This is a genomic window from Cellulomonas shaoxiangyii (assembly GCF_004798685.1).
Taxonomy (GTDB): Bacteria; Actinomycetota; Actinomycetes; order Actinomycetales; family Cellulomonadaceae; genus Cellulomonas; species Cellulomonas shaoxiangyii.
The window spans coordinates 3134500-3160674 of the sequence record NZ_CP039291.1; the positions used below are offsets into that span (position 1 = coordinate 3134500).

The following is a 26175-nucleotide window of genomic DNA, read 5'->3' on the forward strand; positions in this document are numbered from 1 at the left end:
GGGTCCGGTGGCTCACCCCGGGGGGCCACCGAGCGAGCGCCGGTCCGCGCGAGCCCAGCGAGTACCGCGTTCCCACGTAGGCGTCGCCTCTGTCGCGCACCAACACTCTGCGCCTGTACAGATTCGAACTGCGGACACGCTTCAGGAGTTCGGTCTTGCTCCCACGCAACGCGGTGACCTGAGGATGTACGCGTGGATAGTCGATGTAGGGCCCCGTTCCGGGCTCCGCGCTGACGACGCCTCGAGCCAAAGGCACCCGCGACGCACCTTCGCGCCTACGGGACCACCGATCGGGCGCCCGACAGTGCCTGCCGGGTCCGCGAATCGCCGCAATCGCGAGGACGACACCCACCCAACCTATTCACGACAGGCCTACACCGCGCCTAATCTTCGTGTCGGGGCAATTGCGATCAGCTAGTCGACCAAGCCCCCGGGTCTAGGGCTGCCCTCGCGGTGTCCAGTCCCGGCGCCGTGGGCCAACAGGATGGAGCACCCGATGTCGTTCAGCGCCTCCCGTCTGACGTGCTATGCCTTGCTGTCGGCTCTGGAGGAAGACTTACGCCTCGCCCTCGTCGAGGCGCTTCCAGGCGTCACACCCGATGAGGCGCTTCCAAGCGACGTGCTGCAGGAAGCTCGTCGCCGCATGGCGAAGCAGCCCGACCTCGGCACGGAAGCGCGGCTCACTGATGTCCTACCGTTCGTCGACTTCAGCGAGACACTTCACCTCATTGATCGCCATAAAGCTTCGCTGCATCCCGCGTTCGCGGACAACCTGCCCGAGTGGCGACCGAGGATCTACCAGTTACTCCCGATCAGGAATCGCGTGGCACATACGCGGCCGCTCGAGATCGCCGACCTGCCGACCGTTCAGGATCTGGTCGGAACTCTTCTGCGATACCGCGACATGTGGCCGTCACTGGACGGAACTACGGCCAGAATTCGCAAAGACCCGAGCACAGTCCTCGACATGGACATTCGCTTCCTTGACATAGAGCCCGATGTAAGCAGGCACAACCTGCCACTCCCCGACTTCGATGATACTGGGCTCGTCGGCCGCGCCTCCGACGAGAAGAAGTTGCTGCAGATGGTTCGCGGACCTTTCCCAGTGATCAGCGTGGTCGGCGACGGCGGAGTAGGCAAGACAGCGCTCGCACTCAAGACGGCGTACGCACTCCTCGACGAGGAGCGCCAACCCTTCGACGCGATCGTGTGGACAACAGCAAAGGCTGCTCAACTCACCAGCACAGAGGTGACCAGAATCGAGGGTGCCATCAGGGACAGTCTCGGCATGCTGGGAGCAGCCGCGCGGGAGCTTGCGGGATCCGGAGCCGAGATCAATGATCCATTAGCAGAAGTTCTCGCTTATATGGAGACATTTCGCGTCCTCCTCATTCTAGACAATCTCGAGACCGTGCTTGACGCACGACTCCGGGAGTTCCTCTCGCGCCTACCCAATAACAGTAAGGTGCTGATCACAAGCAGGATCGGTCTAGGCAGCCTCGAGATTCCTCTAAGACTGGGCCCGCTCGAAGCTAACGACGGCGTGACGCTACTCCGAGCGACCGCAAGGACTCGCGGAGTAGGCGCGCTCGCATCCGCACCGCAGGAGGTGCTCGAGCGATTTATTCATAAGATGCGCAGCCATCCCCTGTACATCAAATGGTTTGTAAGCGTCATTCAGGCCGGCCGCAGGCCAGAAGACGCGCTGTCTGGCAGCGGCAACTTTCTCGACTTCTGTATGAGTAATGTCTACGAGTTCCTCAGCGACGAGAGCCTCGCCGCGCTGCGGTGCCTCCAGGCGCTCCCGGGGAGGCACTCCCAGGCGGCGATCGCCGAGTTAACCGACCTGCCAGCGGACGCCTTACAGGAAGCGCTTGCTCAGTTGATCACCACCAACTTTGTAAGCCTGCAGCCGGTGGCTCGCGGTGGCGGCGTTCGAAGCGAGTACGAGCTGACCGAGTTCGCGCGTACGTATCTTGATCGCCGCCACGCGCTTTCGCAGACTCAACGCACTTCTATCACTGGGCGGCATAGCCGGATCTTGGAGCAGGGAGCGAGGCTCGCTTCCGCCAGCGTTGCCGATCCCTATGGCGAGCGGTCCCTGACGGTTGGCGGCCCTTCGGACTTCGGCGTTGCGATGAAACTCATGAACGCAATGACGCTACACGACCGCGGTGATGCGCCGATTGCATTCGAACTGATTCAGGAAGCACAGATCCTCGCGCCCGACTACCACGAGTCCTACCGCATCGAGGCGCTTCTCCGCGACCGCGAGAACGACATCGGTGGTGCTACACAGTCGTACGAGCTTGCCCTTGAGCACGCTGATGGAGATCCTAGTTGCTTGTATCACGCGGGCAGGTTCTTCATGCGGCGCGCTGGCGACCCCAAGAGAGGGCTTGTCCTCCTCCAGCAGGCCGCAAGGACCCGCCGCGAGGATCCTGTGCTCCAACTCGAGATCGTCCGGGGCCACATCCAGTGCGGAGACAAGCACTCAGCGCTCGACGGCGCGCTCGGTTTGCTCGCGAACCATTCGGATGTGGCCCACGACGCGGCCGCGGTTGCGTTTCGTGCCGCGCTCGAGTTGGCCCGAGACCATCTAGGCGTCGGAGAAGTGGCGGAGGGCTTGGAGAGACTTGAAGACGTGGCCGACGTAATTCTCCCCGCCTTGAAGAAGCGAGACGACGCTTATCATGTTCGCCTGGTCCAGGCGAAGGGGCTCGTATCTCGTGCGTCTACGCTTGCCACCACGGCTTACCTGCGCTCAAACGCCGACACCCTGGGACAACGACTGGGCTCAGTAAATGTAAGGGGCGGAGAGATGGAGTACTCGAGAGTCCTCCGAGTCTTCCCAGAGAAGGGCTTCGGTTTCCTATCCGTACCTGGCCAGCGGGACCTCTTCTTTGGCCGACGTTCGGTAGTTCCCAGCGGCGCCTTCGATCGCCTGATCGCTGGATCCGATGTCTGTTACTCCATAGGCGAGGACAACGAAGGTCGCCCTTGCGCAGTTCGAGTCCTCCCGGTCAGTGAGTACGACGGCGCTCTCGAGTGACGAGAGGCGCGGGTATCGAGCGGTGATCGTCTGGCCGGTGCGGTGGTGGACCCATCGGGGTCCCGGTCGCGGCGGCGGTTGATCCCGAGCCGGACCAGCCACCGGCCCACGGTCGCCACCGAGACGCAGCGCCCGGCCCGGCCCGGACGAGCTCGCGGTGGATCTGCCGGGCGGTCCACTTGCGCTCACGCCGCCAGCACTCGATCAGCTCGACGACTTCGGCCGGCAGCTGGGTCGGGCTCGCGTGCGGGGCGCTCGAGCGGTCGAACAGACCAACCTCGCCGAGCGCGTCGTGGCGGGCTTTCCACCTCGACAGTGTCTGGTGCGCGATCCCCGCCTCGGCCGCGACATGGGTGATCGGGCGGTCCTGGCTCGCCCGCCCTCGCTCTCTCTCCGAGACGCCACCGCGAAGCTGGAGCAGCGTCGGACACTGGTCGCTCTGCGTCCGCCGGCGTCGGTCCACATCCTCGACAAGTCGTCGAGCGCCTGAGGCGAGCCACTCAGCACGGGCTGGCCAAACCCTGCGTATCGGGGAAGGGACCCGCTGCAGCTGCAGCGTCGATGTAGCCCCTGCTCTGCACACCCGTTCTGTGCGCCTGGGCAGATTCGAACTGCCGACACCCGCTTTAGGAGAGCGTTACGGGCACTACCGGTAAACGCCGAGAGGTGCTGGCTACTCGGGAATCTCGCGCGTGACCTGCGGCGCAGCCCGCGCCGACCCCTGGAAACTACCGAAGCTCGCCTGCTTCACTGCGGACTCTGCGCGGACTCATGCCGAGCACGGGTCCGCACCGGCCATGGCGCCCGCCAGAAGCGAAACCTACGACCCCCTGGTCACCTTTGCCTTCCGATTCTCCGAGGGCTGGATCGTGACAGGCACTCTTGCAAACACGCTAGACGACCGGCAAGCGCGAACGCACAGCGATCACAAGCTCATCGAGATGCGCCCCCTCGGCGGCGCCCGATGCGATGAGAGGGGCTAGCGCCTTGATGACGTACGCCTTGCCGCCGTACTCAGACGCCAGCCCGTCGATCCAATCGTGGTGATCGATCCCGTCCAGCCGAGCAAGCACCGCCCGCAGTCGCTGAGCACCCCCGGGAAAGGGCGGGCGCCACTCGACCCCACCCAACCGCCATAGCGAAAGAGCCTGCTGCAGCACAATCTCGGGCGCAGCGTCACCGGGGAGGAACGTGTGCGGCGCATTCCCGGCCGCTCGCTGGTCGCCGTCGAGGACGCCGATCACCGCAACTCGGTCCCCCGCCGTTTTCAATCCCTCCACAATCCGGCGAACGCCTGACTCACCGTCCACTGAGTAGCTGATCGTTACGCGCCGACGAAGATCTGGGTCGGCAAGCTCTAGCATCTCCCCTAATAAAAGCGCCGCACACTCGTCTTCACAAACCAAGTGAACGGACCCCTCGGGCGCAACGCCTAGTTGACGCGCGGCTTCGCCCGAACTCAGGGAGGTCGTAATCGACGGCGTCGGTGACGACTCAATAACGGCCACACTTCCTTCGGGCAGTCGGCGAAAGAAGCTTGGCGTATGACTGGCACATATAAGACTGAGATTGCGATCGATAACGATCTTTGCCAGCACGTAAACTAGCGCATCGTGCGAATACACCGCCAAGTGGCTCTCAGGCTCTTCGATGAGAACGATGGAACCCGAAGCGAGTCGGTCGAGACGCCAGATCAGATGTAATGCACTCAGCTCCCCTCGGCCCATAGATAGCGAGTTATACGAGTCGCCTCCGACTTCAACCTCGAAGAATGGTGTAGCGGCCTCTTCTTCATCCATCCCCGTGATCTCATATACACCAACGTGACTGTATGTCTTTCGGATCAAGAACGAAGCGAGGGCTTGTAGGTCAGGGGCCAAGTCGCCGGGGTCGAGACCTTCGAGCAAGTCACCACTCGCCGGGTCTCTTCGAAGGCGCCGCACGATCTCGTCTGACTCCCCCGACGGATCGAGATGGACAACGGGAACCGGGCAGGAGGTAGATCCGTTGGACTCTCCATTCCCCCCGATCGCGAGCTCGGCCTGCCACGCCTTGCCACTTGACACGCCCTCAATCGAAATCCGAGTCAGCCATGGAGGACACGACTTCAAGTCGCGGGGCACAGCAACGTCGCCAGCGAGGCACCGCCAAAGCGCACCCAGCACCGCACTCTTCCCAGCACCGTTCCCGCCGCTAAGGACGGTCAAGCCGGGCGCGAACGGCAGTTCGAGGTCCGCTCCGGATCTGAGAGAAATCCGCGCCGGTTGGAGGGTCGTCGCGTAGGTTCGAAAGGGCAGCGATCTGAGCCACTTGCTTCGTTCGACCGCTCTTAGATCCATCCCTGGTGTCCCCAGTCCGCCTCCTGAGCAAAGGCCAGCAGGCTCCGCTCAGGCTCCCTCAGATCGACTCGTGCCCACGCCGCGGCGGCTAGGTCGCTCGCTGGGTGGCTGGCATGCAGCCGCTCGTTCTCGAGGTCCACCATGACCATCCATGCGATGAGATCCCGAAGGACGACGGACGACACGTCAGCCACGCGTGCGGTGGACCTGTCATGGAACACGGCAAGCGCCGCACCCATCGCTATGGTGGACGAGAAATCGCGAGAGGATCTGCTCCTCTCGATGTGCTCAATCGCATCGGACGCAACTCCGCCGATCTCACCGAGATCGCCCCAGCGCGACATACCTGCCGCGAAGCATAGCCACGTGTGCAACGTTGCCTTGTTTGGCTTCGGATGGGCAACACCAGCACCGAGAAACGATTGCGACAGGAAGAACGACAGCGAGTCTCGCGCCAACCCGATGATGTCTTCGCTGAACCCGTCCTCGCCTCGATACCTATACGTAACGCGCTGAGCAGTTATCTTCTCGTTTAGCGAGGACTGTTCAATCGTCAGCAGGAAGCGCGCGATGATGTCATCATAAGCGAGTCTAGAGTTCGAAAAGCCCAAGCGTTCAGGACGCATACCGGCGTCAACTGCCCAACTAACTAGTTCCTTTACTTGGTTCCTCGCGCCACCGATGAATGCGTTTCTCTTCTCGGCCTCCGTGAGGCTCGTTGGCTGGTTTAGCCGGAAGAATAACTCATGAGGCTCCTCCGGCTGAAAGTTATGCAACTCAAGAACCCTGATCGAAAAGGTATCGTATCGGCCGCGAACGTGCGGCGGCAGTTCCTCATATCGGAGCCCGTGCAGCATCGCCATCTTGGAATCAAGCGGTTCAATGTGTCCGTCGACGGCAAATTTCCCCAGCGAGAAATCTCGAAGCGCAGTAAGTCGCTGCTGGCCGTCGAGCACGTCGTACCCGCCGTCTTCACGCGCGACCAAGTGCACCGGTGGAATATGCCAACCTCGAAGGACACTGTCGACCAGGCGCTGCTGCTTTGCGCGGCCCCAAACCTCGCCGCGCTGAAAGTTGGGCTGCAGGTCTATCGCGCCTCGGCGGATGCGTCCGACTAAGGTCTCGAGGTCCGGGTCGCGCGGGATGAATTGCATTTAGTTCCTCGTCTACTTGCGCGGGACAGGAGCCGACTGCTGCCCAGCATGGCCGAGGTATCAACACGAGTGCTGGGTCACAACGAGCTTGGCGCGCGGCTCAGGAGCAGACGCGGCCGCCAAGCAAACCATGGCGCTCTTCGCGGTGAGTTGCATGGCGGCGCGCCGATGCCAGTGATGTTAGAGCGCCATTGAGGTCTCGATCCGGCGATCTGGCTCCTTGTGGACGTCCGTCGGGTTGCGAGCGTGGCCCATGCATCTCGGGGCTGCTTCCGACCCTCGCGGTGATGCACGACGATGCTTCACGCGGTCGCGGGCAGGGAACCAGTCCATCCTCAACTTCCACGTGCTGCCCCGATGAGGCAGCACTCGTCTCTCGTCCCTGGACCCGGAGTCTCTCCAGGTGGTGGACCAACGAACTCGCCGCGACCGGGCTCGCCGCGGGGACTGTGCGCAAGATCGTGGGACTCCTGCACTCGATTCTTCAGTCCGCGGTGAAAGCGCGACGCCTTGGCCGTCAATCCGGCTGAGGGACTGGCCCTGCCGCGCCAGCGGGTCGCTCGCCGGCGCTACCTGTCTACACACGAGGTCGAGGCGCTGGCTGAATCCGCCGGTGACCACGCAGACATCGTCATGGTCCTGTCGTACTGCGGTCTGAGATGGGGGGAACTTGCAGCTCTACGGGTACGCGACGTAGACGTCTTTCGCCGTCAGCTAAAACATAGAACGAAGCGTCACCGAGGTGAACAGGCGGCTTGAATGGGGCGCCCCCAAGGACCACCAGCGTCGCTCCGTCCCGTTCCCCGGCTTCCTGCGGGGGGCCATCGAAGCGGCACTCGACGATCGCTCCGCCGACGATCTGCTGTTCCCTGCAGGCGGCGACACCGCGATGCGCGTGGGGAACGCGCGACGTGACTGGTTCGACGGCGCAGCCACCGACGCGGGTGTCGCAGGGCTGACGCCGCACGAGTTGAGACACACCGCCGCGAGCCTCGCGGTGGCCGCCGGTGCGAGCGTGCTTGCCGTCCAGCGAATGCTCGGCCACGAGAAGGCCAGCATGACCTTGGACACTACAGCGACCTGTTCGACGGAGACCTCGACCTCCTGACTGACAGGCTCACTGAGGCTCGGACTCGGGCGCTCGCGGACTCAGTGCGGACTCCGGAAATCCCTGAGCGGAGTCAGGCAGTCCCGGTAGGGCCATGACCTGCGGAGACGTGGTGCGCCTGGGCAGATTCGAACTGCCGACACCCGCTTTAGGAGAGCGGTGCTCTATCCCCTGAGCTACAGGCGCGAGGGACGGGGAGAGTCGTCGGCGGCGGTCCGGACGGTCGGCGTCCAGGTCCCGTGGCGGTTCTCGCACGTCCCGTGCGTCGCCGGGCGGGCCAAGGCTCGCTCGACGCGGGTCCAGGGTACCGGTGCCCGTGTCGAGGGCACGTCGTCGCGCCTCGGTGGCGAGCCTTCGGCCCAGAAGCCCCAGCGCCGCCGTCGTCCCAGAACCCGCCCGCCAATACCCGCCCGCTGCCAGACTCGCGCGACGGCATGAGGAGGCGCCATGGCGGACGCACCGCACGGCGACGACCGACACGCCCCCGACCCGGTGCGCGGCACGGCCCCCATGGCGATCGGGCGGACCTCGCGCGGGCCGTCGCGTGCCCGCCCGCTCGCGAGCCTGTGCCTCACGCTCGGCGCAATCCTCGTCGCCGCGGTGTTCGTGCAGTGGTGGGACGTCTACTTCTCCATCGGCGTGCCGGCGAACGCGCCGACCGAGGCCGAGGCGAACCGCTACGTGGTCACGGCCGGCGCGTGCCTCCTCCTGCTCGTCGTCGGCACCGTCGCCGCCCGGCGCTACGTCCTCACCGCCTTCGGCATGGTGCCGTTCGTGGTGGGCGTCGCCGTGGCGGCCTTGTTCGCGGTGCCGTCGGACCGCTGGGAGCGGGAGCCGCCGCCGCCCCCGGCCGACCGTCCCATTTGCCGCAGCGGCGGCGGCAGCGACGACTGCCCCGGCGGGTAGCCGCCAGGCACGGTGGCCTTGCCAGCCCGGCGTGTGAGGCGCATCCCGGCCATCCGCTCGAACGTAAACGGCCTGCGCAGGCGCGCCGCCGGCACACCTCGCCCAGCTCGGAAGGGCGAGAGTCACCCAGGCGTGCCTCGTGACGTCGGGCGCGTCACCTCGAGGATGACCCGCCCACTCCCACCACCGCGGCCAGCAGCTCCGCGGTCAGCGGCTCCGCAGCTCCCCCGATCCGCACCCACATACGGGCACCCAGCGCGGCGGCCAGGCCCTGCACCGTCGCCCACAGGGCAAGCACGTCCTCCGGGTCCACCGGCGGGTCGCCGTACACCTCGCCCGCGAGCTGCGTGAGCGCCCCCTGCGCGTCGGGCTCGAGGGCGATCTGCCAGAAGACCGTGCCACGGCCGGCGTCGAGGACCCCCTCCGGCACGGCGGACACGTCCACCCCCAACCCGCCCAGGAGCGTGCGGGCGAGCGGCTCGTCGAGCGCGGGCAGGGCACCGGAGAGGAACTCGTCGGGGTGCCCCGCCGCGAGGATGAGCTCCTCAGCCACGGGCGCTCCGGTTCCCCTCGAGCTGCCTGAGGGTCCGCACCACCTTGTCGTGCAGGTGGTCGGGCAGGAACGGGCGGCCGCTGCCCACGGCCGCCGGGACGCTCCCGTGCGCGAGCGTGATGACGTCGGCCGGGTTCTCGGGCCAGCCGATGTCCATCATCGGCTTGCCGTTGCGTTCGTCCCGCCGGTCGCCGTTGCGGAAGCAGATCCACGTCGAACCGGGCACCTGCGCGCGCAGGACGTCGGCGACGTGGACGGTCACGAGGTCCCACAAGCGCATGACCGCGTCGCTCACGGGGGCGCGGGCCACCGGGGCGGGGCACGAAGTGCGGGTTCGGCGGCGGCGCCCACGGCGGACGGCCCGGCGACGGGTCCTGCTGCGCCTCCACGGCCCGCGCGTGTTACCAGACGTTCAGCGCGCGCAGGCTCTCGAGCGTCGGGTCGAGGGACGGCCCACCCGTTGCGGCGACCCACGCGTGGAGCCTGTCACGACGGGCGTCCTCCGCCGCCACCCACTCGGCGAACCGGCGCTCGGCCTCCGGCCTCCTCGCGCGTCATCTGCAGGTACACGGTTTGCCTCGCGTGGGTCGGTGGAGCCGGGTCCTGAACTCCGGTGCCAGGAGCTCGGGCGCTGGAGCGGCGGGCACCGCCGCCTCACTCGAGGTCTAGCAAGCCCGCGAGCGCGTAGTCGATCCGCTGCATCGCCTCGAGCGGAAGGTAGCCGACCACGTCCCCCAGACGTGCCTGCGGGTCGACGGCAGTGACCGCGTCGCACAGCGCGAGCGTCTCCCCGTGTCCCGGGATCTCGATCGCGGGCCGGAACACGAACGGGCGCGCCCGGGTGGAGGTCGGGACGACCAGCCAGGTGCTCAGGTGATCGAACCGGGACGCGAGAACGACGACGGCGAAGCGAGGGCCGGCCTGTTCGTGCCCACGGGTGTCTGCGGCCTTCAGCCGGTAGACGTCGGCGCGCATCACCCGGCCAGGTCGGCCAGGATCGAGGCGACCTCGGCGCGGTCCGCTGGATCGGCGGCGGCTGCGCGAGCGTCGATCTCGGCCTGCCGGCGCCACTGCTCGCGACGCAGCAGGGCGATGCCGTCGCGGATGACCGCCTCGACGGGCTCGCCGCGTTCGGCGCTGAGCTTGTTGAGGTCGTCGCGGGTCGAGGTGCGCACACGAACCGTCGTGGTGTCCGTCATCCGACGAGTCTACATTGCGTCTACATCTATGGTCTATCTACCGCGGCGCTCATGAGGGACTGCCCCGAGTTCGGTTGACCTGTTCGGTAGGGGCGTCCATTCCGCTGATGATTCCGGCTGCGAGGGCCTGACCAGAGGACGTCAGCGCGAACGCCGGGCCGCCGGAGTCGCCGTTACCAGCTCGGCCGATTCGACGATCGGCCGCGACGTGATCGTCGTCGCCGCGAGAAACCGCACCCTCCGGCGAGCATGCGACCGCGACCGCGCCGAACGCCGTGACGCTGATGGCGTGGTTGTCGCCCGCGGTCAGGCGAGCATGGTGCGCGCCCGGCGCACCGCGAGCTCCTCCTCGCACGCCGTCGCCCACTCGCGGCGCGGGCCGCGCATGGTGGGTGCGGGAGCGAGGAACAGCGCCGTCACGGTGCCGAGGGCGTAGGCCCGGCGCGGCGGGACGTCACGTGCACGTGCCTTCGCGTACGTCTTCCCGAACGCGCTCAGGTGCGCCTCGACGAGCACGCTCACGGCCCGACGGGCCGGCGGGAGCAGCGTCGACATGGTGGTCTTCTCCTCCGTTCCGACTTCTCGACGCCCCACGGGTGGGTCGGCGGGAGTGTGCCACGCCGACCTGTGCGGAAGGCGATTTCCCGAGGCGCCAGGAGGCTTGCTCGGACCTCTCGGCCCCCGCCTCCTCCCGGCCGACGGAGTCCCGCGGCAGAACCCGGGCGCGCCGTCCGGGCCGCGTGCGGGGGCTCACGGACGCCGTCGTGCGGCCGAATGGGTCCACTCAGGGCGCCAGCAGGGGGCTGTATAGACCGGATGCTGGACAGTCGTCCGGTTCATTGTTTTCCACCCGTGCGATGAGAAGTCACCCGTTCGTGGCAAACCGCCGCGGCCCTGCCGCAAGCCCCGCAGCGCACGCCACCTTGGGCCCCCACCTGCACCGACGCCCCGGAGAGCGCGCCGCTCGGTCAACGGTCAAGGCCACTGCGACTGCGCCCGTCACGATCTAGACGGATCTACCCGAACGAGGGCCTTTTGCGTGATTTGCCCGAACGGGCGATATCGGACCGTCTCCGTCACGCATACGTTTCGGTCAGCCAGGTCAACGGAGACACCGCCACCCACTCGACGGGAGTCCGATGCCCTCGGCCACCTTCCCCATGCTGCCTGCCCTCGACACGAGCGCACTGACGTTCGACACCCTGCGGGACGCGTTCCCGCTCGCGCTGGCCGGCCTCGTCGTGTGGGGGCTGTGGCTGTACCGCGTCGTGCTGTCCCGCCTGGCACAGCCCATCCGGACGGACTTCCGGACGACGACGTCGGTGATCGTCCCGTCGTTCCACGAGGACCCCGACATCCTCATGAGCTGCCTCGAGTCGTGGCGGTCGCAGGGGCCGACGGAGATCATCGTCGTCCTCGACCTCGCCGACACCGAGGCGTTCGAGCGCATCACCGCCCTCGGCGACCCGCGCGTCACACCCGTTCTGTTCAAGCACGCCGGCAAGCGCTCGGCGCTGGGCGAGGGCATCCGCCGGGCCCGCAGCGAGCTGCTCGTGCTCACCGACTCCGACACCACGTGGATGCCGGGGCTGCTCGAGGCCGTGCAGATGCCGTTCGCCGACCCCGAGGTCGGCGGCGTCAGCACGCAGCAGAACGTGTACGACCGGCGCTCGAGCGTGTGGCGTCGCGTCGCGGACTGGCTGGTCAGCCTGCGCTACTACGACTACGTGCCGGCCATGGGCCGCGCCGGGGCCGTCGCGTGCGTGTCGGGCCGGACGGCCGCGTACCGCCGCGCCGCGGTCCTGCCGGTGCTGGAGAACCTCGAGGACGAGTTCTTCCTCGGCCGGCGCTGCATCGCCGGTGACGACGGGCGGCTCACCTGGCTGGTGCTCGCCTCCGGCTACAAGACCGTGCACCAGTCCGCGGCGCGCGCGCTGTCGATGTTCCCGGCGTCGTTCCGCGCGTTCGTCAAGCAGCGCGTGCGCTGGAGCCGCAACAGCTACCGCTGCTACCTCACCGCCGTCTACAAGGGCTGGCTGTGGCGGGTCCCGTTCGTCACCAAGATCACCGTCCTCCAGATCCTGCTCACGCCGGTGACCATGGGCATCACGCTCGGGTACATGGTGTTCGCGCGGCTCGAGGCGACGACCTGGGGCATCGTGGCCGTCGTGGCCTGGCTCCTGATCGGCCGCGGCATCCGCGGGCTCTCCTACCTGCGCCACCACCCGAAGGACATCGTGCTCCTGCCGCTCGTCACGCTCGTCGTCATCTTCATCGCGCTGCCCATCAAGCTGTACGCGTTCGTCACCATGAACAAGCAGGGCTGGCTCACGCGGCACGCCGACCAGGTCGGCGGCGACGGCCAGACGGCCCGCACGCTGACCCCGCGCACGACCACGGTGCAGCCCCCGGCACCGGTGCGGCCGGTCGCCCCGCAGCCCGTCGGCGCGCTCGCGATGCGCCGGTCGGGGGTCTCCGCGTGAGCGCCGCCAGGCAGCGCCGCCGCCTGGCCGCCGGCACGCTCGGCGCCGTCCTCGTGACGACGCTCGTCGCCGCCCCGGCCTCCGCTGCTGACGGCGCGACCGCACCGGCCGACCCGAGGGGTCTCGCGACCGCCGTGGCCGGGATCCTCGTCGGCGCCGGCATCGACCCGTTCGGCACCGGCGAACCGGCCGGGCAGGGGGCCGCCGTCCTCCCCGCCTCCGCCGCGTCCGAGTCGGCGCCGGCCGACCCCGCACCGTCCGGGTCGACCCCCGCCGGCGACGCCTCCGCCGCCACGACGAGCGCGCCGGCGACCGCGCCCACGGGCGCGGACACCACCGACGAGCTCGACACCGAGGACGTCGACGCGTCGGCCGGCGGTCGTCCCTACCCGGGCGACGTGACGACCGAGCCGGTGCTGGTCGCGGACGAGGACGACCGTCTCGACGAGATCCGCACCGTCGCGTCGATGGTCCGCTGGCGCCAGCTCGAGATGGACGCGCCGTACCGCCTGACCAGCGGCTCCACCTACACGCTCGTGCTGACCAAGCGCGAGGCCCCCTACACCGTCACCGACCTGCTGGCGCTCGCGCCGCAGACGTTCGTGCGTCAGCCCGACGGCGCGTTCCTGCTGAGCGAGAACGTCGTCGTCCAGCCGGGCGCGACGCTCGAGCTCAGCGGCGCCGGCGGCCTGACCGTGCGGCTCGCGAGCGACTCCGAGCGGTTCGTCTCGATCGTCAACTACGGCGGCAAGCTCGTGACCGGCGGGACCGCGAACGACCCGGTCGTCATCACGAGCTGGGACCGCACGGCGGGTGCGCCGGACCTGCTGACCGACGACGGCCGCGCGTACGTCCGCGCCGTCGGCGGCCAGGTCGACCTGCGGGCCACCGAGTTCCGCGACCTCGGCTTCTGGAGCGGGCGCACCGGCGGCGTCGCCCTGACCGGCACGGACCGTCCCACCGGGGGTGCGCTCGAGCAGTTCGGGCGCGAGCTGCGCGACGACGTCTCCGCCATGAAGGGCACCGCCCCGGCGACGGAGCCCGGCGCCCCTCCCACCGACGCTGCCCCTCCCGTCGAGGAGCCGGCCGGCGCCGTGCCGGGCGTGCTGCCCGCGGGCGAGCTGCCGCTGCCGGAGGTCGACCTGGACGACCCCTCGTACAGCTACGTCGCCGCACGCATCGACGGCGTGACGTTCGACGGCAACGCGTTCGGCCTGTTCCTGTCGAGCGCGAACGGCGTCGACATCACGGACACGGTCGTGTCCGACAGCCTCGTCGACGGGCTGGTCCTGCACCGCTTCGTCGCGAACGCAGCGATCAGCGCCACCGAGGTGAGCGGCAACGCGGGCGACGGCATCGTGCTGTCCCGCGCGACCACCGGCATCGTGCTGAGCGAGGTCTCGGCCACCGGCAACGGCGACAACGGCATCGAGCTGCGCGGCGAGTCCCTCGCGGACGGCCCGAGCGCCACCGGGTCACCGGTCGGCGACTACGGCAACAACTCGGTGTCCAACAGCGTGGCGTCGGACAACGCCCGGTACGGCATCGAGGTCGTCGGCGGCCGCAACGTCAGCCTGACGGCGAACGACGTGTCCGGGAACGACATGGGCATCGTCGTGCGCGACCCGGCCTCCGAGGTCGCGGTCGTCGGCAACCGGCTGCGCGACAACGCACGGCACGGCATCGCGCTGCGCGACGGCGTCCTGTCCGCGACGGTCAGCGGCAACGTCCTCGACGACGGCTCCAACGGCATCTACCTGCGCGACGCCGTCGCGGACGTGCGCCGCAACACGGTGTCGGGCATGACGCTGCACGCCGTGACGCTGGTCGGCGACGTGGGCACGACCGTGGTGACGGAGAACGACCTGGCGGGCCGCGGCCCCAGCGCCGTGGACCGCAAGCGCGTGACGGGCACCGAGCTCGAGGTGACCGGCAACGACGAGGGCGGGTGGGCCAGCACGAAGCCGTTCTGGACGGTCGTGCGCAACGCCGCCCAGCCCCTCACCGTCATGTGGGTGCTGCTGGGGCTCCTGGTGGTCGTGACCGCCGTGCGCGGCGCTGGCCGTCCCCGCACCCGCACCCACCCCTACGCGGAGCAGGCGAGGCTGTCGACGATCGTCGGCCGGCCCGCCAACGACCTCCCGCTGAGCACGCACGACATGCGGACCCGTCCGCAGGAAGGGGTGCTCGATGCGCCGCGCTGACCTCCGGAACGGGATCGTCCTGCTCGCCGTCGTCGGCCTCGCCGGCTGCACGGCGCCGGCCGACACCGCGGGGCCGACCTCCTCGCCGACGTCCCGGTGGACGTCGCCGCCCGTCCCCACGCCCGACCCGCTGCCCACGGGCGACGAGGACGACTCGGACGGCTCGGACGACGGGAAGAAGGACGAGGACAAGGACGACAAGGACGACAAGGACAAGGACAAGGAGAAGGACGACGACGCCGGCGCCTCGGCCGCCGGCGCCACCCCGATGCCGTCCTGGATGACCGAGCCCGTCGCGGAGGCCCCCGAGTGCCCGGCCGTGACCGTGCCGGTCGGCTCCGCCGACGAGCTGCAGGCCGCGCTGGACGACGCCGCACCCGGTGACGTCATCGGCCTGGCCGACGGCGTCTACGCCGGCGAGTTCGTCACCGGCGCGTCCGGCACCGCGGACCAGCCGATCGCGCTGTGCGGCGGCCGCGGCGCGGTGCTCGACGGCGGCGGGCTCAAGGGCGGCTACGCCCTGCACCTGGACGGCGCGCAGCACTGGCTGCTCGACGGCTTCACGGTCCGCAACGCGCAGAAGGCCGTGATGGCCGACGGCACCACGGGCACGACGATCTCCCGCCTGCGGGTGCACCACATCGGCGACGAGGCGATCCACCTGCGCCGCTCGAGCACCGACAACCTCGTCACGGGCAACGTCATCAGCGACACCGGCCTGCGCAAGCCGAAGTTCGGCGAGGGCGTCTACGTCGGCACCGCGGAGTCCAACTTCTGTGACGTGTCGGACTGCGAGCCCGACCCCAGCCACCGCAACCGCGTCGTGGCGAACGCGATCTTCGCGACGACGAGCGAGGCGGTCGACGTCAAGGAGGGCACCGACGACGGGCTGATCGCCCGCAACCAGCTCGACGGCAGCGCGCTCGCCGGCGACGCCGACTCCTGGGTCGACGTCAAGGGCCGCGGCTGGACGATCGAGGACAACGTCGGCCGGCACTCCACCGCCGACGGCTTCCAGACCCACGAGATCGTCGACGGCTGGGGCACGGACAACGTGTTCCGCGGCAACAGCGGCGAGCTCGACTCCCCCGAGGGCTTCCTCGTCGCGCCCCGCCCCGCGCGCGACAACGTCGTGGAGTGCTCCAACACGCTCCTGACCTCCGTCGGTGGCGTGGCCCCCGACGACTGCACCTGACCTGACGCGGCCCGCCGCCCGGCCGGTCGCACCGCACGTCCCCGTACGCCCCCACCCCCTCTGTCCGGCCCGCGCACCGCCGTGGGCAGGCCCCGCACACCCTGGAGGACCCCATGAGTGAGCAGCTGCCCGTCCCCACGAGCGTCGACGGCATCCCGGTCGTCGCCCGTCCCCGCATGACCGTCATCGGCACCGGCTACCTCGGCGCCACGCACGCGGTCTGCATGGCCGCCCTCGGGTTCGACGTGCTCGGCGTCGACGTCGACGCGGCGAAGATCGCCCGCCTGTCCGCCGGCGAGGTGCCGTTCTTCGAGCCCGGCCTGCAGGCCATGCTGGTCGACGCGCTCGCGAGCGGCCGGCTGCGGTTCACGCAGGACTACGCCGAGGCCGGCGAGTTCGGCGACGTCCACTTCGTCTGCGTCGGCACGCCGCAGCGCAAGGACTCCCAGGCCGCGGACCTGTCGTACGTGTACGCCGCGGTCGACGCCCTCGCACCGCACCTGACGCGCCGCGCTCTCGTCGTCGGCAAGTCCACCGTGCAGATCGGCACCGCGCAGGCCCTGACCGAGCGTCTGCACGCGACCGCGCCGGCCGGCACGGACATCGAGCTCGCGTGGAACCCGGAGTTCCTGCGCGAGGGCTACGCCGTGCAGGACACGCTCGCGCCCGACCGCCTCGTGTTCGGCACGACGTCGGCGTGGGCGTCGGCGCAGCTCGCGGCCGCGTTCCGCCCGGTGCTCGACCGCGGGACGCCGCTGGTGGAGTGCGACCTCGCGACCGCCGAGCTCGTCAAGGTCGCGGCCAACTCGTTCCTCGCGACGAAGATCTCCTACATCAACGCGATGGCCGAGGTCTGCGAGGTCACCGGCGCCGACGTGAACCTGCTGGCCAAGGCGCTGTCGTTCGACGACCGCATCGGCGGCCGGTTCCTCAAGCCGGGCCTCGGCTTCGGCGGCGGCTGCCTGCCCAAGGACATCCGCGCCTTCGCGGCCCGCGCCGAGGAGCTCGGCGTCGGCCAGGCGGTCGCGTTCCTGCACGAGGTCGACGCGATCAACGTCCGCCGCCGCAAGCGCACGGTCGACCTGGTGCGCGAGCTCGCCGGCGGGTCCCTCGCGGGCGTCCGCGTCGCCGCGCTCGGCGCCGCGTTCAAGCCGAACTCGGACGACATCCGCGACGCCCCGGCGCTCGACGTGGCGCGCATGCTGCACGAGGAGGGGGCGATCGTGCAGGTGTACGACCCCGAGGCGATGGACAACGCGCGCCGCACGTACCCGGAGCTGACCTACGCCGAGAGCATGCCGGCCGCCCTGCACGGTGCGGACGTCGTGGCGCTGCTCACCGAGTGGTCGCAGTTCCGCACCGCCGACCCGGAGATGATGGGCTGGCTCGTCGCCCACCGCCGCATCGTCGACGGCCGCCACGCCCTCGACGCCGACGCGTACCGCGCCGCCGGCTGGGACTACCGCGCGCTGGGCCGCCCGCTGCTGCCGCGCACGGTCGAGCTCACCGCCTCGGCCGCCGACGAGGTCGACCTCGCGACGGCCCTCGCGATCGCCGAGGACGCGCTCGCGGCGACCCGCTGACGAGACCGCACCACGAGGGGGCCCGCGCACCGTGCGCGGGCCCCCTCGCCGTCGGCCGCGCCCGTGCCGGCCGGGTGTCAGACGGTGGTGGTGGTCGGGGGCTCGCCCGCGGGCGGCTCGCCGTCCCACCAGCGCAGCACGCGGGTCGCGAGGAACGTCAGCCACCTCGACGGCTCGCCCGCCGGCACGTCGACCTCGAACCACACCGCACCGGGGTGCCGCCGTTCCTGGAGCCAGGTCCCGTCCGGCTGCCGCGCGGCGCGGATGTGCTCGATCGCGTCGGCCGTGCGCGGGTCGGGCGGGGTGCCGTCGTGCAGGGACGCGGCGCGCAGGTGGTCGGCGGCGTTGAGCACGCTGTAGTACGCGCGGAACGGGTACGCGAGGCGCAGGGCCCACGGCGCGAACGGTTCGCCCGTCGCCAGCCGCCGGAACAGCGAGCGGGAGAGCAGGTACTCCTGACCCGCGAGGCGCGCCGCACGCACCCGCTCCCGGTCGCCGGTCGCGAGCTCGTAGTCGAGCAGGCCCTTGAGGGTGTTGAGGGTGGAGGGGAACGACGACCGCGTCGACCCCTCCACCCACTCGCAGTTCCACCCGCCGTCGTCCATGCGGTGCGCGAGGAACCAGTCGACGATCCCGTCCACGTCCGCGCCGAGCCACAGCCCGTTGGACAGCGTCCAGGAGTTGATGCAGCAGTCGACCTCACCGCCCCAGTACGGCAGGTCGTCGTACTCCCAGCGGGCGTGGGCGGCGAGCCGGTCGGCGGTGCCGGCGAGCGCGTCGGCACCGACGCCCCACTCCCGCAGCGAGTTCAGGGACCAGGTCGTCGCGGTCCACGGCTGCCCCGCCGTCTCGACCGACGCGAAGTCGAAGCCCGCGGGGAAGAACGCGCCGCCCGCCCACTGCCCGTCGGGGTCCTGCAGCGCGAGGAGCTGCGCGCCGAACCCCTCGGTCGCGACGCGGGCCCGCGTCGCGGACCACGTCTCCTCCGGCAGGTCCAGCAGGTCGCGCTCGACCTGCCAGCGCAAGGCGGGGTCGGAGTCGAGCAGCCACTCGGTCGGCACGGGTGCGGTCACGGCCCCAGGGAACACCGGGCCGGGGGGCGGCGGGAACCCCTCGGCGTCACCGCCGCAGCAGGCGGGACCAGAAGCCGCCGGACGCCGACGCGTCAGCGCCCGGGGCGTCGGCGTGGCCGGGGCACCACTGCGCCGCGGGGACGGCACGGCGCACGTCCTCGACGTGCTGGCCGCACCCGCTCCAGGTCGTCTTGCCGCAGGTGGTGCAGGCGGTGGGGAAGCACACGGGACGTTCTCCTTCAGGGTGGGGGTCGTGCGGGGTCGTGCGGGGGTCGTGCTCAGGCGAGCGTGAGGAAGAGCTTCTCGAGCTCGGCGGTGGTGATGCCGTCGGCGCGCTCGCCGTCGGGCTCCGTGACGCACTCCTTCATCGCGGTGGCGATGACGGCGAAGCCGGCGCGGTCGAGCGCGCTGGACACGGCGGCGAGCTGGGTCACGACGTCGCGGCACGAGCCGCCGTTCTCGACGGCGTCGATGACGGCGCTCAGCTGGCCGCGGGCGCGGGTCAGCCGGTGCAGGATGCGGCGCTGGGCGTCCGCGTCGGTGCTGATCACGAGGGTCCTTCCGGTCGGGCGGAGGTCGGGACGAGTGGGCTCAGACGAGGGCGGGTGCGGCCGTCAGCATGGCGTCGGCACGCTCACCGAGCACCGCGCGCAGCGTGAGGACGCCGCCGGACAGCGACGCGGAGTCGACGCCCGCCTGCGCGAGGACGCGGTGCGCGATCGCCGAGCGGACCCCGGACGCGCACAGCACGCGCACCGGCCGGCCGGCTACCGCCGCGCGCACCTCGTCCAGGCGCGCCCGCAGCTGCGTGTGCGGGACGTGCAGGGCGCCGGGCAGCATGCCCGTGGCGACCTCGGCGGCGGTACGCACGTCGAGGACGAGCGCCGAGTCCAGCACGGCGTCGAGGTCCTGGGCGTACCAGAGCCGCAGCGTGCCGTCGAGGACGTTGGCGCCGACCATGCCGACGAGGTTCACCGCGTCCTTGGCCTGCCCGTAGGGCGGGGAGTACGCGAGGTCGAGGTCGATGAGGTCGTCGACGGCGAGGCCGGCGCGCAGCGCGGTCGCGAGGACGTCGATCCGCTTGTCGACGCCGTCCGTGCCGACGGCCTGCGCGCCCAGCAGGCGTCCGTCCTGCGCCCCGACGTGCACGACGAGGTGGATCTGCGCCGCACCGGGGAACCAGCCGACGTGCTGGTTCGGGTGCAGGTGCAGCGTGCGGTACGGAACCTGCGCCGCGTCGAGCGCCGCCCGGTTCGCGCCGGTCGTCGCGGCGGTGAGCGCGCCGACGCGCACGACCGCCGTGCCGAGCGGTGCGGGCAGCGGACGCGCCGACCCGGGGCGCAGGATGTCGTCCGCCACGAGCCGCCCGGCACGGTTGGCCGGACCGGCCAGCGGCACGGGCCGGCGCACGCCCGTGACGGCGTCGGTCGACACGACGGCGTCCCCGACCGCCCACACGCCGGGCGCCGACGTGCGCCCGTGCTCGTCGACGACGATCGCGCCGCGCTCGCACACGATCCCCGCGGCCTCGAAGGCCTCGGTGTCCGGCCGCACGCCGGCCGACAGCACCACGAGATGCGCGGGCACGCGGGACCCGTCCGACAGCACGACGACGTCGTGGTCCGTGCCCGCCTCGACGGCCGTCGCGGCGGTCCCGGCGCGCACGTCGACGCCGAGGCGCGCGAGCTCCTCGGTGACGGGGCGGGCGATCTCGTCCTCGAGCGGCGGCAGCACGTGCCCGGCCCGCTCCACCACGGTCACCTGCAGCCCGCGGTGCGCCAGCGCCTCGGCCGCCTCGAGCCCGATGAACCCGGCTCCCAGCACGACGGCCCGGCGGGCGCCGGCGTCGACGCCCGTACGCAGCGCGACCGCGTCGGCGACGGTGCGCAGCGTGCGCACGCGCGGCGAGTCCAGGCCCGGGACCGGCGGTCGCACGGCCCGCGCGCCGGGGGCCAGGACCAGCGCGTCGTACGCGAGCTCCTGCTCCCCCGCGGCCGTGCGAACCGTCACCACCCGGCGCTCGGTGTCGACCCCGCGCACGTCGTGGCCGGGGCGCACGTCGAGGCGGAGCGAGGCGCGCAGCGACTCGGGTGTCTGGACGAGCAGCCCGTCGGCCTCCTCGATCTCGCCGCCCACGTGGTACGGCAGGCCGCAGCTCGCGAACGAGACGTGCTCCCCGCGCTCGAGCACGACGATCTCGGCCGACTCGTCGAGTCGGCGCGCACGCGCGGCGCAGCTCATCCCGCCGGCCACGCCCCCGACGACGACGAGCCTCATCGCGGCGCCCCGGTGGGGTCGGTCGCCGCCACGACGGCGGGGAGGGGCGGGCCGGCCGCGGGCGCCGTCGGCGCGGACGCGGGGCGCCGGGAAGGGGAGGTCGTCATGCCGTCGACCATACCCCCGGGGGTATGTGCACCCGGTGGCCGTCACGTGAAGGTCCCCGACGCGCGCCGCCCCGGCCCCCGCCGTGCGGAGGGGACCGGGGCGTGGCGCCCGCTCGGGACCGGACGGGCTGGGGTCAGCCCGCGGCCACCACCGGCACGCCCTCCGACGGCTGGACGATGACGAAGCCCGGCCCGTGGAACTTGTACTGGAACGCCTCGCCCGTGCCGCCGCGCAGCAGCGACGACACGTTCATGCTGGAGACGACCTCGGGCGACAGGTTCGCCGACCAGCAGACCGCGGCGGTCGGGTCGACGAACGTCGGCTGCTGCGAGCAGTCGAGGATGACCGGCGGGCCGTCGGACGTCAGCGCGACCGAGCCGTGCCCGTGGATGAGGGTGCTGAACAGGCCGCCCGTCATCATCCCGGCGCCCCGCGTGCGGTGCAGGTCCCACTGCAGGGCCGCGTCGAACGCGAGCAGGTTGCCGCCGCCGATGCTGAGGGCGTCGCCCTCGAGCTCGAGGATGAACACGTCGTGCGCGTAGCGGGCGAAGAACACGTCGCCCTGCCCGGAGACGGTCATGAGCGCCTGGTCGTCGGAGCTGATGGCCCGCTTGACGAACTTGGCGAGGCTGTCGGCGCCCTTGTGGTGGAACTGGACGGCGCCCTGGTACGCCACCATCACGCCCTTGGCGGCGATGACGGGCTCACCGAGCGCCACCTTGAGCATCTTGCGGTTCTGCAGGGCGAACCGGCGGCTGCCGTCCACCTCGAGGTTGGCCTGGTCGAAGATCTCGCTGCGCATGGGCGCCATCCTGCCGGTCCCCGGGCGCCGGCAGACCGCACCGGCGGGTGAACCGCCGTGGCGGCCCTGCCCTCCTTCGGGTGGAGCGGGCTACGCCGCGAGGACGTGCGGCGGGAAGCCGCGGGGGCGCACCTCGGCACCCTCGGGGACGTGCGCCTCGGGGGCCACGACCACGCCGTCCTCCAGGCGCGCGCCGGCGCCGACCTCGGCCCGTGAGCCGAGCCGGACGTCGCGGCCGAGCACGGCGTCGCGTCCCACGTGCACGTACGTGGCCAGGTGTGCACCCTCCGCGACGACGGCGCCGGGCTCGACCCAGCAGTGCCGGCCGACGTGGGCGCCGGCCTGCACCTGCGCGCCCGGGTCGACCCAGGTGCCGTCGGCGACGAAGGCGTCCTCGGACACGCGTGCGCCCTTGGCGACCATGCCGCCGCCGTTCCGGTGCCGGACGTAGCGGATCACACGGCCGTCGTCGGTCTCGAGTTCCTCGTATCGCTTCCTCATAGCACATGTCCTAACGCGGTACAGACATGGGATGTTCCCATGATCCGACGCGAACCGGACGTCTGTCCAACCGGCCGCCACCGGCGGCCGCCGCCTCAGCCCAGCGGCGCACGCCACGTCGTCGTCCGGGCCACCGACACCGCGTCGAGTGCACCCAGCGGACCGCGCACCGACCGCCGTCGGTCGGCCGCGTCCGCCGGGAGCCAGACGCGGGCGTCGGGGTGCAGCGGCAGGACGCGCACGCCCACGCGGTCACCCTCCGCGCCGTCGAGCACGTCGAGGTCGACGTGCCACGGGCTGCCGTCCCCGAACCGGTCCGCGACCACCCGGCCGTCGACGAGCAGCTGGGCGACGTCCCCGGCCCAGTCGACGCGCAGCAGCCGCACGGTGCCCGGCACGGGGGTGCCGACGTCCGCGAGCCGGTGCTCGGCCGCGAGCGCGGCGACGCGCTCCGGCGTGGGCGCGGACGCACGGCCGCCGGCCTCGCCGTAGGACACGGGCACGTCGCCGGCCGGGCGTACGCACGCCGTGCGCACGGCCCCGCCGGACGGCGCGGCCTCCCCCGCCACCGGCGCGTCGGGGGCCACGTCGACCGCCGCCCACCGGTCGCCGACCCACCGGCGCACGACCGGCACGTCGGCGGAGCGCACCACCACGTCGTCCCCGTCCGTCCACAGCGGCGCGTCGGCGAGCAGCAGCTCCCGCCCCGCCGGTCCCTCGACGACCCAGACGCGGTCGGCGTCCGACGCGCCGACGACCAGCACGCGCGCCGCCCCGCCCGCGAGCGCGAGCAGGCCGCCCGTGCGCGGGTCGGCCCGGTGCACGCCGGGCGCGACGGTCGTCCAGCCGTCACCGGCCGCCTCGACCGCGGCGTCGACCGCCACCTCGGCGGGCAGACCGTCGTGCGCGAGCAGCACGAGCGTGCCGTCGCCCAGCTCGGTGAGCGCCGACGCCGTGGCCCAGCGCAGCCGCACGCCGGCCTCGCCCCCCACACGCAGCCCCAGCGGCCAGCGGGCGAGCGTGCCCGGCGGCACGTCGACCGGCGACGACGGCAGCACGAGCGGCCCGCCGGGCAGGTCGACGCGCAGGCGGACGCCGCGCAGCAGGGGCAGCGCCACGTGCGGCTGGTGCCACGCCAGCAGCGCGAACCCGGTGCCGTCGTCGTCCGCGCGCACGGCCCAGCGCAGGCGTGCCGCGTCGTCGACGCCCGTCGGCACCTCGTCGGGGAGGGTCGAGGGCATGGTCGCGAGCCGGTCCCCGAACGCGGCGAGGAACGCGTGCTGCACGCGCAGCGCCGCGTGCGACGGCGCGAGCACCCCGGCGGCGCCGATCGGGGCGTGGAAGTCGTAGTCGAAGGTCGGCACGTCGTTCGGGTAGCCGGTCGCCTGCGACTCCTGCAGCCCGGCGGCCGGGTTCGTGCCGCCCGCGTACATGTAGTAGCCCTGCCACGCGGACCCGGCCGCGAGCTTGGTCTGCGCGACGGTCGCGACGTCGAGCGCGGTCGGCGCGTGCCGCCGGTGGTACGCCGTGGCCATGCCGCCGCCGAGCTCGCACGTCGCCGGCGGCCAGGACTCGTCGCGGTCGACCGTCGCCGCCGCGGGCTCCTCGCCGCGGACGTCGGCGCCGATGCCCGGGTCGTCCCACGTGTGCGAGACGAGGTAGTGCGCGCGGAACGCGGGGTGCCAGCCCGCGTCGGCGTCGACCCAGAACCCGTCGCCGTACCCGCCGTACAGCGGCAGCACCTCACCGTCGGGCAGCTGCGCACCGCCCCACGCGGTCGCCGTCCACAGCGGCGCGACGATCCCCGCCTCCCGCGCGAGCCGCTTGAGCGTCACCAGGTGGTCGGGCTGGTCGTAGAGCTCGTTGTCGAGCTGGACCGCGAGCACCGGGCCGCCGGGCCGGCAGACCTCCGCGAGCTGCTCCCCCAGGCGGCCGAACCACTCCCGCACGAGCTCCAGGTACGCCGGGTCGTCCGTCCGGTGGCGCACCGGCGCCGCCTGCACCCAGTCCGGGAAGCCACCGTTGCGCACCTCGCCGTGCACCCACGGCCCGACGCGCAGCACGACGTGCAGCCCGAGCTCGCCCGCGAGCCGCACGAACGCCGCGACGTCGAGCCCGCCGGTGAAGTCGGCGCGCCCGCGCTCCGGCTCGTGGTGGATCCACGTGACGTACGTCGAGACGACGTCGACGCCGCCCGACCGCACGAGCTGCAGCCGCTCGCGCCACCGCTCGCGCGGGATCCGGGCGTAGTGCACCTCCCCCGAGACCGGCACCCACGGCCGCCCGTCGCGCTCGAGGTACCGCGAGGTCAGGGCCAGGCCGGGGCGGGCGTCCTCCTCGTTCGCCATCGCGGGTCGGGTCAGGGGGCGCGACCAGCCGCCCGGGCGGACGTGCAGGTGGGCGGGGACCTCGGAGGTGCTCATCACCCCCCATCCTCACCGACGTCGCGGGCGCCGCGCGCCCGGCGTACGGTCCGCAGGACGGCACCGCAGCCGGCGGCACGCGAGGAGGCGCCCGTGGACCGGCACACCGCGGCCGCCCGGCTCGTCACCGAGCTCACGCGCGGCTGCGTGCTGGAGGTGGGCAGCGGCCCGCGGGGCCTCGCGTCGCACCTCGTCGGGACCGTCGCCCGGTACGACGCGCTGGACCGGTCCGCCACGGCGACCGACCGCCTGCGCACGTGGCTGCAGGTCGGCGCGCCCGCCGGGGCGTGGGGCGTGCACACGGGCGCGCTCGCCGACCTCGGCCGCCTCCCGGACGCCCCGCCGCCCGCCGACGTCGTGGTCGCGGTCAACGTCAACGCGTTCTGGACCGCGCCGGCGGACGCGGGTCTGGCTGCCGTCGCCGCGCACCTGCGCACCGGCGGCCGGCTCGTCCTCGTGCTGGAGACCCCGGACGACGTCGACGCGCGCGTGGACCCGGCGCTGCGGTCCCGGCTGACCGCCGCCGGCTGGTCCTGGGACGAGCGCACCGACCTGGGCGGGCCCCGTCGCGTCGCGCTGACGGCATCCCCGGGTGGCTCGCGCGCGGCGTCTCCGGCAGGGTGAACGGGTGGTGGACGACGCAGGGGGGCGGCAGCCGGGGGACGCGCCGGTGCAGCACGTCGTGGTCATGGGGGTCGCCGGCTCGGGCAAGACGACGCTCGCCACGGTGCTGCGCGAGCGGCTGGGCTGGCCGTACGCCGAGGCCGACGAGTTCCACCCGCCCGCCAACATCGCCCGGATGACGGGCGGCACGCCGCTGGACGACGCCGACCGGTGGCCGTGGCTCGAGGGCATCCGCGACTGGCTGACCGAGCAGGCCCGCGCGGGCCACCCGTCCATCGTCGCGTGCTCGGCGCTCAAGCGGAGCTACCGCGACGTGCTGCGCTCGGCCGAGGGGCGCGTGCGGTTCGTCCACCTCACTGCCCCGCGCGAGCTGCTCGCGCGCCGCATGTCCGGCCGGTCCGGGCACTTCATGCCCCCGACGCTGCTGCCGTCGCAGCTCGCGACGCTCGAACCGCTGGCCGAGGAGGAGCAGGGCGTCACGATCGTCGTCGACGTGCCGCCCGACGCCGTCGCGGACCGCGCCATCCGTGCGCTGGGGCTCGTCCCCGCGGGACGCCCGCCGTCCGACTGACCGCCCGACCCGCACCGCGG

At 71.5% G+C, this 26175-nt stretch carries 23 protein-coding genes, 1 tRNA gene and 2 pseudogenes; 9 read left to right on the forward strand and 17 right to left on the reverse strand.

Going from position 1 to position 26175, the window contains the following annotated elements:
* Window positions 1-496: 496 nt before the first annotated feature.
* A complete protein-coding gene (locus E5225_RS13980; RefSeq protein WP_166435902.1) occupies window positions 497-3052 on the forward strand; it encodes an NB-ARC domain-containing protein in 2556 nt (851 codons plus the stop codon).
* 9 nt (window positions 3053-3061) lie between these two features.
* Here the strand turns inward: E5225_RS13980 and E5225_RS13985 are convergent.
* The 4 genes and pseudogenes from E5225_RS13985 to E5225_RS13995 form a co-directional block, all read right to left on the reverse strand.
* Window positions 3062-3473, reverse strand: a pseudogene (locus E5225_RS13985) (helix-turn-helix domain-containing protein); the annotation flags it as partial.
* Window positions 3474-3945: 472 nt separating this feature from the next.
* Complete coding sequence (locus E5225_RS13990) at window positions 3946-4899, reverse strand: OLD family protein (protein WP_136225476.1); 954 nt, start codon at window positions 4897-4899, stop codon at window positions 3946-3948.
* Between the two features lie 291 nt (window positions 4900-5190).
* Window positions 5191-5391, reverse strand: a pseudogene (locus E5225_RS18290) (AAA family ATPase); the annotation flags it as partial.
* Window positions 5382-6545: a DUF262 domain-containing protein gene (locus E5225_RS13995; protein WP_135972442.1), complete on the reverse strand. Its 1164-nt coding sequence runs from the start codon at window positions 6543-6545 to the stop codon at window positions 5382-5384. The pseudogene E5225_RS18290 and the gene E5225_RS13995, both read right to left, overlap by 10 nt.
* Before the next feature lie 742 nt (window positions 6546-7287).
* Between E5225_RS13995 and E5225_RS14000 the strand changes: the two genes are divergently transcribed.
* Window positions 7288-7653: a tyrosine-type recombinase/integrase gene (locus E5225_RS14000; protein ID WP_166435903.1), complete on the forward strand. Its 366-nt coding sequence runs from the start codon at window positions 7288-7290 to the stop codon at window positions 7651-7653.
* Between the two features lie 110 nt (window positions 7654-7763).
* On the opposite strand, the gene E5225_RS14005 is transcribed toward E5225_RS14000, so the two are convergent.
* Window positions 7764-7839 (reverse strand) — tRNA-Arg (locus E5225_RS14005).
* Between the two features lie 261 nt (window positions 7840-8100).
* Between E5225_RS14005 and E5225_RS14010 the strand changes: the two genes are divergently transcribed.
* Entirely contained in the window at window positions 8101-8559 is a 459-nt protein-coding gene (locus tag E5225_RS14010) for a DUF6234 family protein (RefSeq protein WP_135972444.1), read from the forward strand.
* A 154-nt stretch (window positions 8560-8713) separates the two neighbouring features.
* Here the strand turns inward: E5225_RS14010 and E5225_RS14015 are convergent, their stop codons facing one another.
* The 5 genes from E5225_RS14015 to E5225_RS14035 all read right to left on the reverse strand — a co-directional run bounded on the left by E5225_RS14015 (window position 8714) and on the right by E5225_RS14035 (window position 10866).
* Complete coding sequence (locus tag E5225_RS14015; protein WP_135972445.1) at window positions 8714-9112, reverse strand: hypothetical protein; 399 nt, start codon at window positions 9110-9112, stop codon at window positions 8714-8716.
* The gene (locus tag E5225_RS14020) at window positions 9105-9392 is read right to left on the reverse strand and encodes a hypothetical protein (RefSeq protein WP_167306021.1); all 288 of its coding nucleotides are present in this window, start codon (window positions 9390-9392) and stop codon (window positions 9105-9107) included. The genes E5225_RS14015 and E5225_RS14020 overlap by 8 nt, the downstream gene beginning before the upstream one ends.
* Window positions 9393-9766: 374 nt before the next feature.
* On the reverse strand, window positions 9767-10087 hold the full coding sequence (locus E5225_RS14025; protein ID WP_135972447.1) for a type II toxin-antitoxin system PemK/MazF family toxin: 321 nt from the start codon (window positions 10085-10087) through the stop codon (window positions 9767-9769).
* Entirely contained in the window at window positions 10087-10311 is a 225-nt protein-coding gene (locus E5225_RS14030) for a hypothetical protein (protein WP_135972448.1), read from the reverse strand. The genes E5225_RS14025 and E5225_RS14030 overlap by 1 nt, the downstream gene beginning before the upstream one ends.
* A 306-nt stretch (window positions 10312-10617) precedes the next feature.
* Complete coding sequence (locus E5225_RS14035; protein ID WP_135972449.1) at window positions 10618-10866, reverse strand: hypothetical protein; 249 nt, start codon at window positions 10864-10866, stop codon at window positions 10618-10620.
* Between the two features lie 584 nt (window positions 10867-11450).
* On the opposite strand from E5225_RS14035, the gene E5225_RS14040 reads away from it, so the two are divergent.
* The 4 genes from E5225_RS14040 to E5225_RS14055 all read left to right on the forward strand — a co-directional run bounded on the left by E5225_RS14040 (window position 11451) and on the right by E5225_RS14055 (window position 17776).
* The gene (locus E5225_RS14040; protein WP_208012465.1) at window positions 11451-12794 is read left to right on the forward strand and encodes a glycosyltransferase; all 1344 of its coding nucleotides are present in this window, start codon (window positions 11451-11453) and stop codon (window positions 12792-12794) included.
* Window positions 12791-14998 carry a right-handed parallel beta-helix repeat-containing protein gene (locus tag E5225_RS14045; protein WP_135972450.1) on the forward strand — a complete coding sequence of 736 codons (2208 nt, stop codon included), beginning with the start codon at window positions 12791-12793 and terminating at the stop codon, window positions 14996-14998. The genes E5225_RS14040 and E5225_RS14045 overlap by 4 nt, the downstream gene beginning before the upstream one ends.
* A complete protein-coding gene (locus tag E5225_RS14050) occupies window positions 14985-16193 on the forward strand; it encodes a right-handed parallel beta-helix repeat-containing protein (protein ID WP_243738114.1) in 1209 nt (402 codons plus the stop codon). The genes E5225_RS14045 and E5225_RS14050 overlap by 14 nt, the downstream gene beginning before the upstream one ends.
* Before the next feature lie 113 nt (window positions 16194-16306).
* A complete protein-coding gene (locus E5225_RS14055; protein ID WP_135972451.1) occupies window positions 16307-17776 on the forward strand; it encodes a UDP-glucose dehydrogenase family protein in 1470 nt (489 codons plus the stop codon).
* A 77-nt stretch (window positions 17777-17853) separates the two neighbouring features.
* Here the strand turns inward: E5225_RS14055 and E5225_RS14060 are convergent, their stop codons facing one another.
* The 7 genes from E5225_RS14060 to E5225_RS14090 all read right to left on the reverse strand — a co-directional run bounded on the left by E5225_RS14060 (window position 17854) and on the right by E5225_RS14090 (window position 24960).
* The gene (locus E5225_RS14060) at window positions 17854-18849 is read right to left on the reverse strand and encodes a squalene cyclase (RefSeq protein ID WP_135972452.1); all 996 of its coding nucleotides are present in this window, start codon (window positions 18847-18849) and stop codon (window positions 17854-17856) included.
* Window positions 18850-18895: 46 nt separating this feature from the next.
* A complete protein-coding gene (locus tag E5225_RS14065) occupies window positions 18896-19075 on the reverse strand; it encodes a hypothetical protein (RefSeq protein WP_135972453.1) in 180 nt (59 codons plus the stop codon).
* A gap of 52 nt (window positions 19076-19127) precedes the next feature.
* Window positions 19128-19400 carry a metal-sensitive transcriptional regulator gene (locus tag E5225_RS14070; RefSeq protein ID WP_135972454.1) on the reverse strand — a complete coding sequence of 91 codons (273 nt, stop codon included), beginning with the start codon at window positions 19398-19400 and terminating at the stop codon, window positions 19128-19130.
* Window positions 19401-19440: 40 nt separating this feature from the next.
* Window positions 19441-21126, reverse strand: coding sequence for an FAD-dependent oxidoreductase (locus E5225_RS14075; protein WP_135972455.1), 1686 nt, complete (start codon window positions 21124-21126; stop codon window positions 19441-19443).
* 241 nt (window positions 21127-21367) lie between these two features.
* Entirely contained in the window at window positions 21368-22036 is a 669-nt protein-coding gene (locus E5225_RS14080) for an AIM24 family protein (protein ID WP_135972456.1), read from the reverse strand.
* 90 nt (window positions 22037-22126) lie between these two features.
* Window positions 22127-22537 carry an LbetaH domain-containing protein gene (locus tag E5225_RS14085; protein ID WP_135972457.1) on the reverse strand — a complete coding sequence of 137 codons (411 nt, stop codon included), beginning with the start codon at window positions 22535-22537 and terminating at the stop codon, window positions 22127-22129.
* Window positions 22538-22632: 95 nt separating this feature from the next.
* A complete protein-coding gene (locus tag E5225_RS14090; RefSeq protein WP_135972458.1) occupies window positions 22633-24960 on the reverse strand; it encodes a beta-galactosidase in 2328 nt (775 codons plus the stop codon).
* A 93-nt stretch (window positions 24961-25053) separates the two neighbouring features.
* Between E5225_RS14090 and E5225_RS14095 the strand changes: the two genes are divergently transcribed.
* Together E5225_RS14095 and E5225_RS14100 are read left to right on the forward strand one after the other, a co-directional pair.
* Window positions 25054-25584: a hypothetical protein gene (locus tag E5225_RS14095; RefSeq protein ID WP_135972459.1), complete on the forward strand. Its 531-nt coding sequence runs from the start codon at window positions 25054-25056 to the stop codon at window positions 25582-25584.
* Window positions 25585-25648: 64 nt separating this feature from the next.
* Window positions 25649-26155, forward strand: a complete 507-nt coding sequence (locus E5225_RS14100; protein WP_135972472.1) for a gluconokinase — start codon at window positions 25649-25651, stop codon at window positions 26153-26155.
* Window positions 26156-26175 lie beyond the last annotated feature (20 nt).

Coding starts and splice junctions, on each gene's coding strand:
- E5225_RS14050 (WP_243738114.1), top strand. CDS start 14,985: ATGCGCCGCGCTGACCTCCGGAACGGGATCGTCCTGCTCGCCGTCGTC.
- E5225_RS14100 (WP_135972472.1), top strand. CDS start 25,649: ATGGGGGTCGCCGGCTCGGGCAAGACGACGCTCGCCACGGTGCTGCGC.
- E5225_RS14085 (WP_135972457.1), bottom strand. CDS start 22,537: ATGAGGAAGCGATACGAGGAACTCGAGACCGACGACGGCCGTGTGATC.
- E5225_RS14035 (WP_135972449.1), bottom strand. CDS start 10,866: ATGTCGACGCTGCTCCCGCCGGCCCGTCGGGCCGTGAGCGTGCTCGTC.
- E5225_RS14020 (WP_167306021.1), bottom strand. CDS start 9,392: ATGCGCTTGTGGGACCTCGTGACCGTCCACGTCGCCGACGTCCTGCGC.
- E5225_RS14030 (WP_135972448.1), bottom strand. CDS start 10,311: ATGACGGACACCACGACGGTTCGTGTGCGCACCTCGACCCGCGACGAC.
- E5225_RS14090 (WP_135972458.1), bottom strand. CDS start 24,960: ATGAGCACCTCCGAGGTCCCCGCCCACCTGCACGTCCGCCCGGGCGGC.
- E5225_RS14025 (WP_135972447.1), bottom strand. CDS start 10,087: ATGCGCGCCGACGTCTACCGGCTGAAGGCCGCAGACACCCGTGGGCAC.
- E5225_RS13995 (WP_135972442.1), bottom strand. CDS start 6,545: ATGCAATTCATCCCGCGCGACCCGGACCTCGAGACCTTAGTCGGACGC.
- E5225_RS14040 (WP_208012465.1), top strand. CDS start 11,451: ATGCCCTCGGCCACCTTCCCCATGCTGCCTGCCCTCGACACGAGCGCA.
- E5225_RS14075 (WP_135972455.1), bottom strand. CDS start 21,126: ATGAGGCTCGTCGTCGTCGGGGGCGTGGCCGGCGGGATGAGCTGCGCC.
- E5225_RS14010 (WP_135972444.1), top strand. CDS start 8,101: ATGGCGGACGCACCGCACGGCGACGACCGACACGCCCCCGACCCGGTG.
- E5225_RS14055 (WP_135972451.1), top strand. CDS start 16,307: ATGAGTGAGCAGCTGCCCGTCCCCACGAGCGTCGACGGCATCCCGGTC.
- E5225_RS13980 (WP_166435902.1), top strand. CDS start 497: ATGTCGTTCAGCGCCTCCCGTCTGACGTGCTATGCCTTGCTGTCGGCT.
- E5225_RS14080 (WP_135972456.1), bottom strand. CDS start 22,036: ATGCGCAGCGAGATCTTCGACCAGGCCAACCTCGAGGTGGACGGCAGC.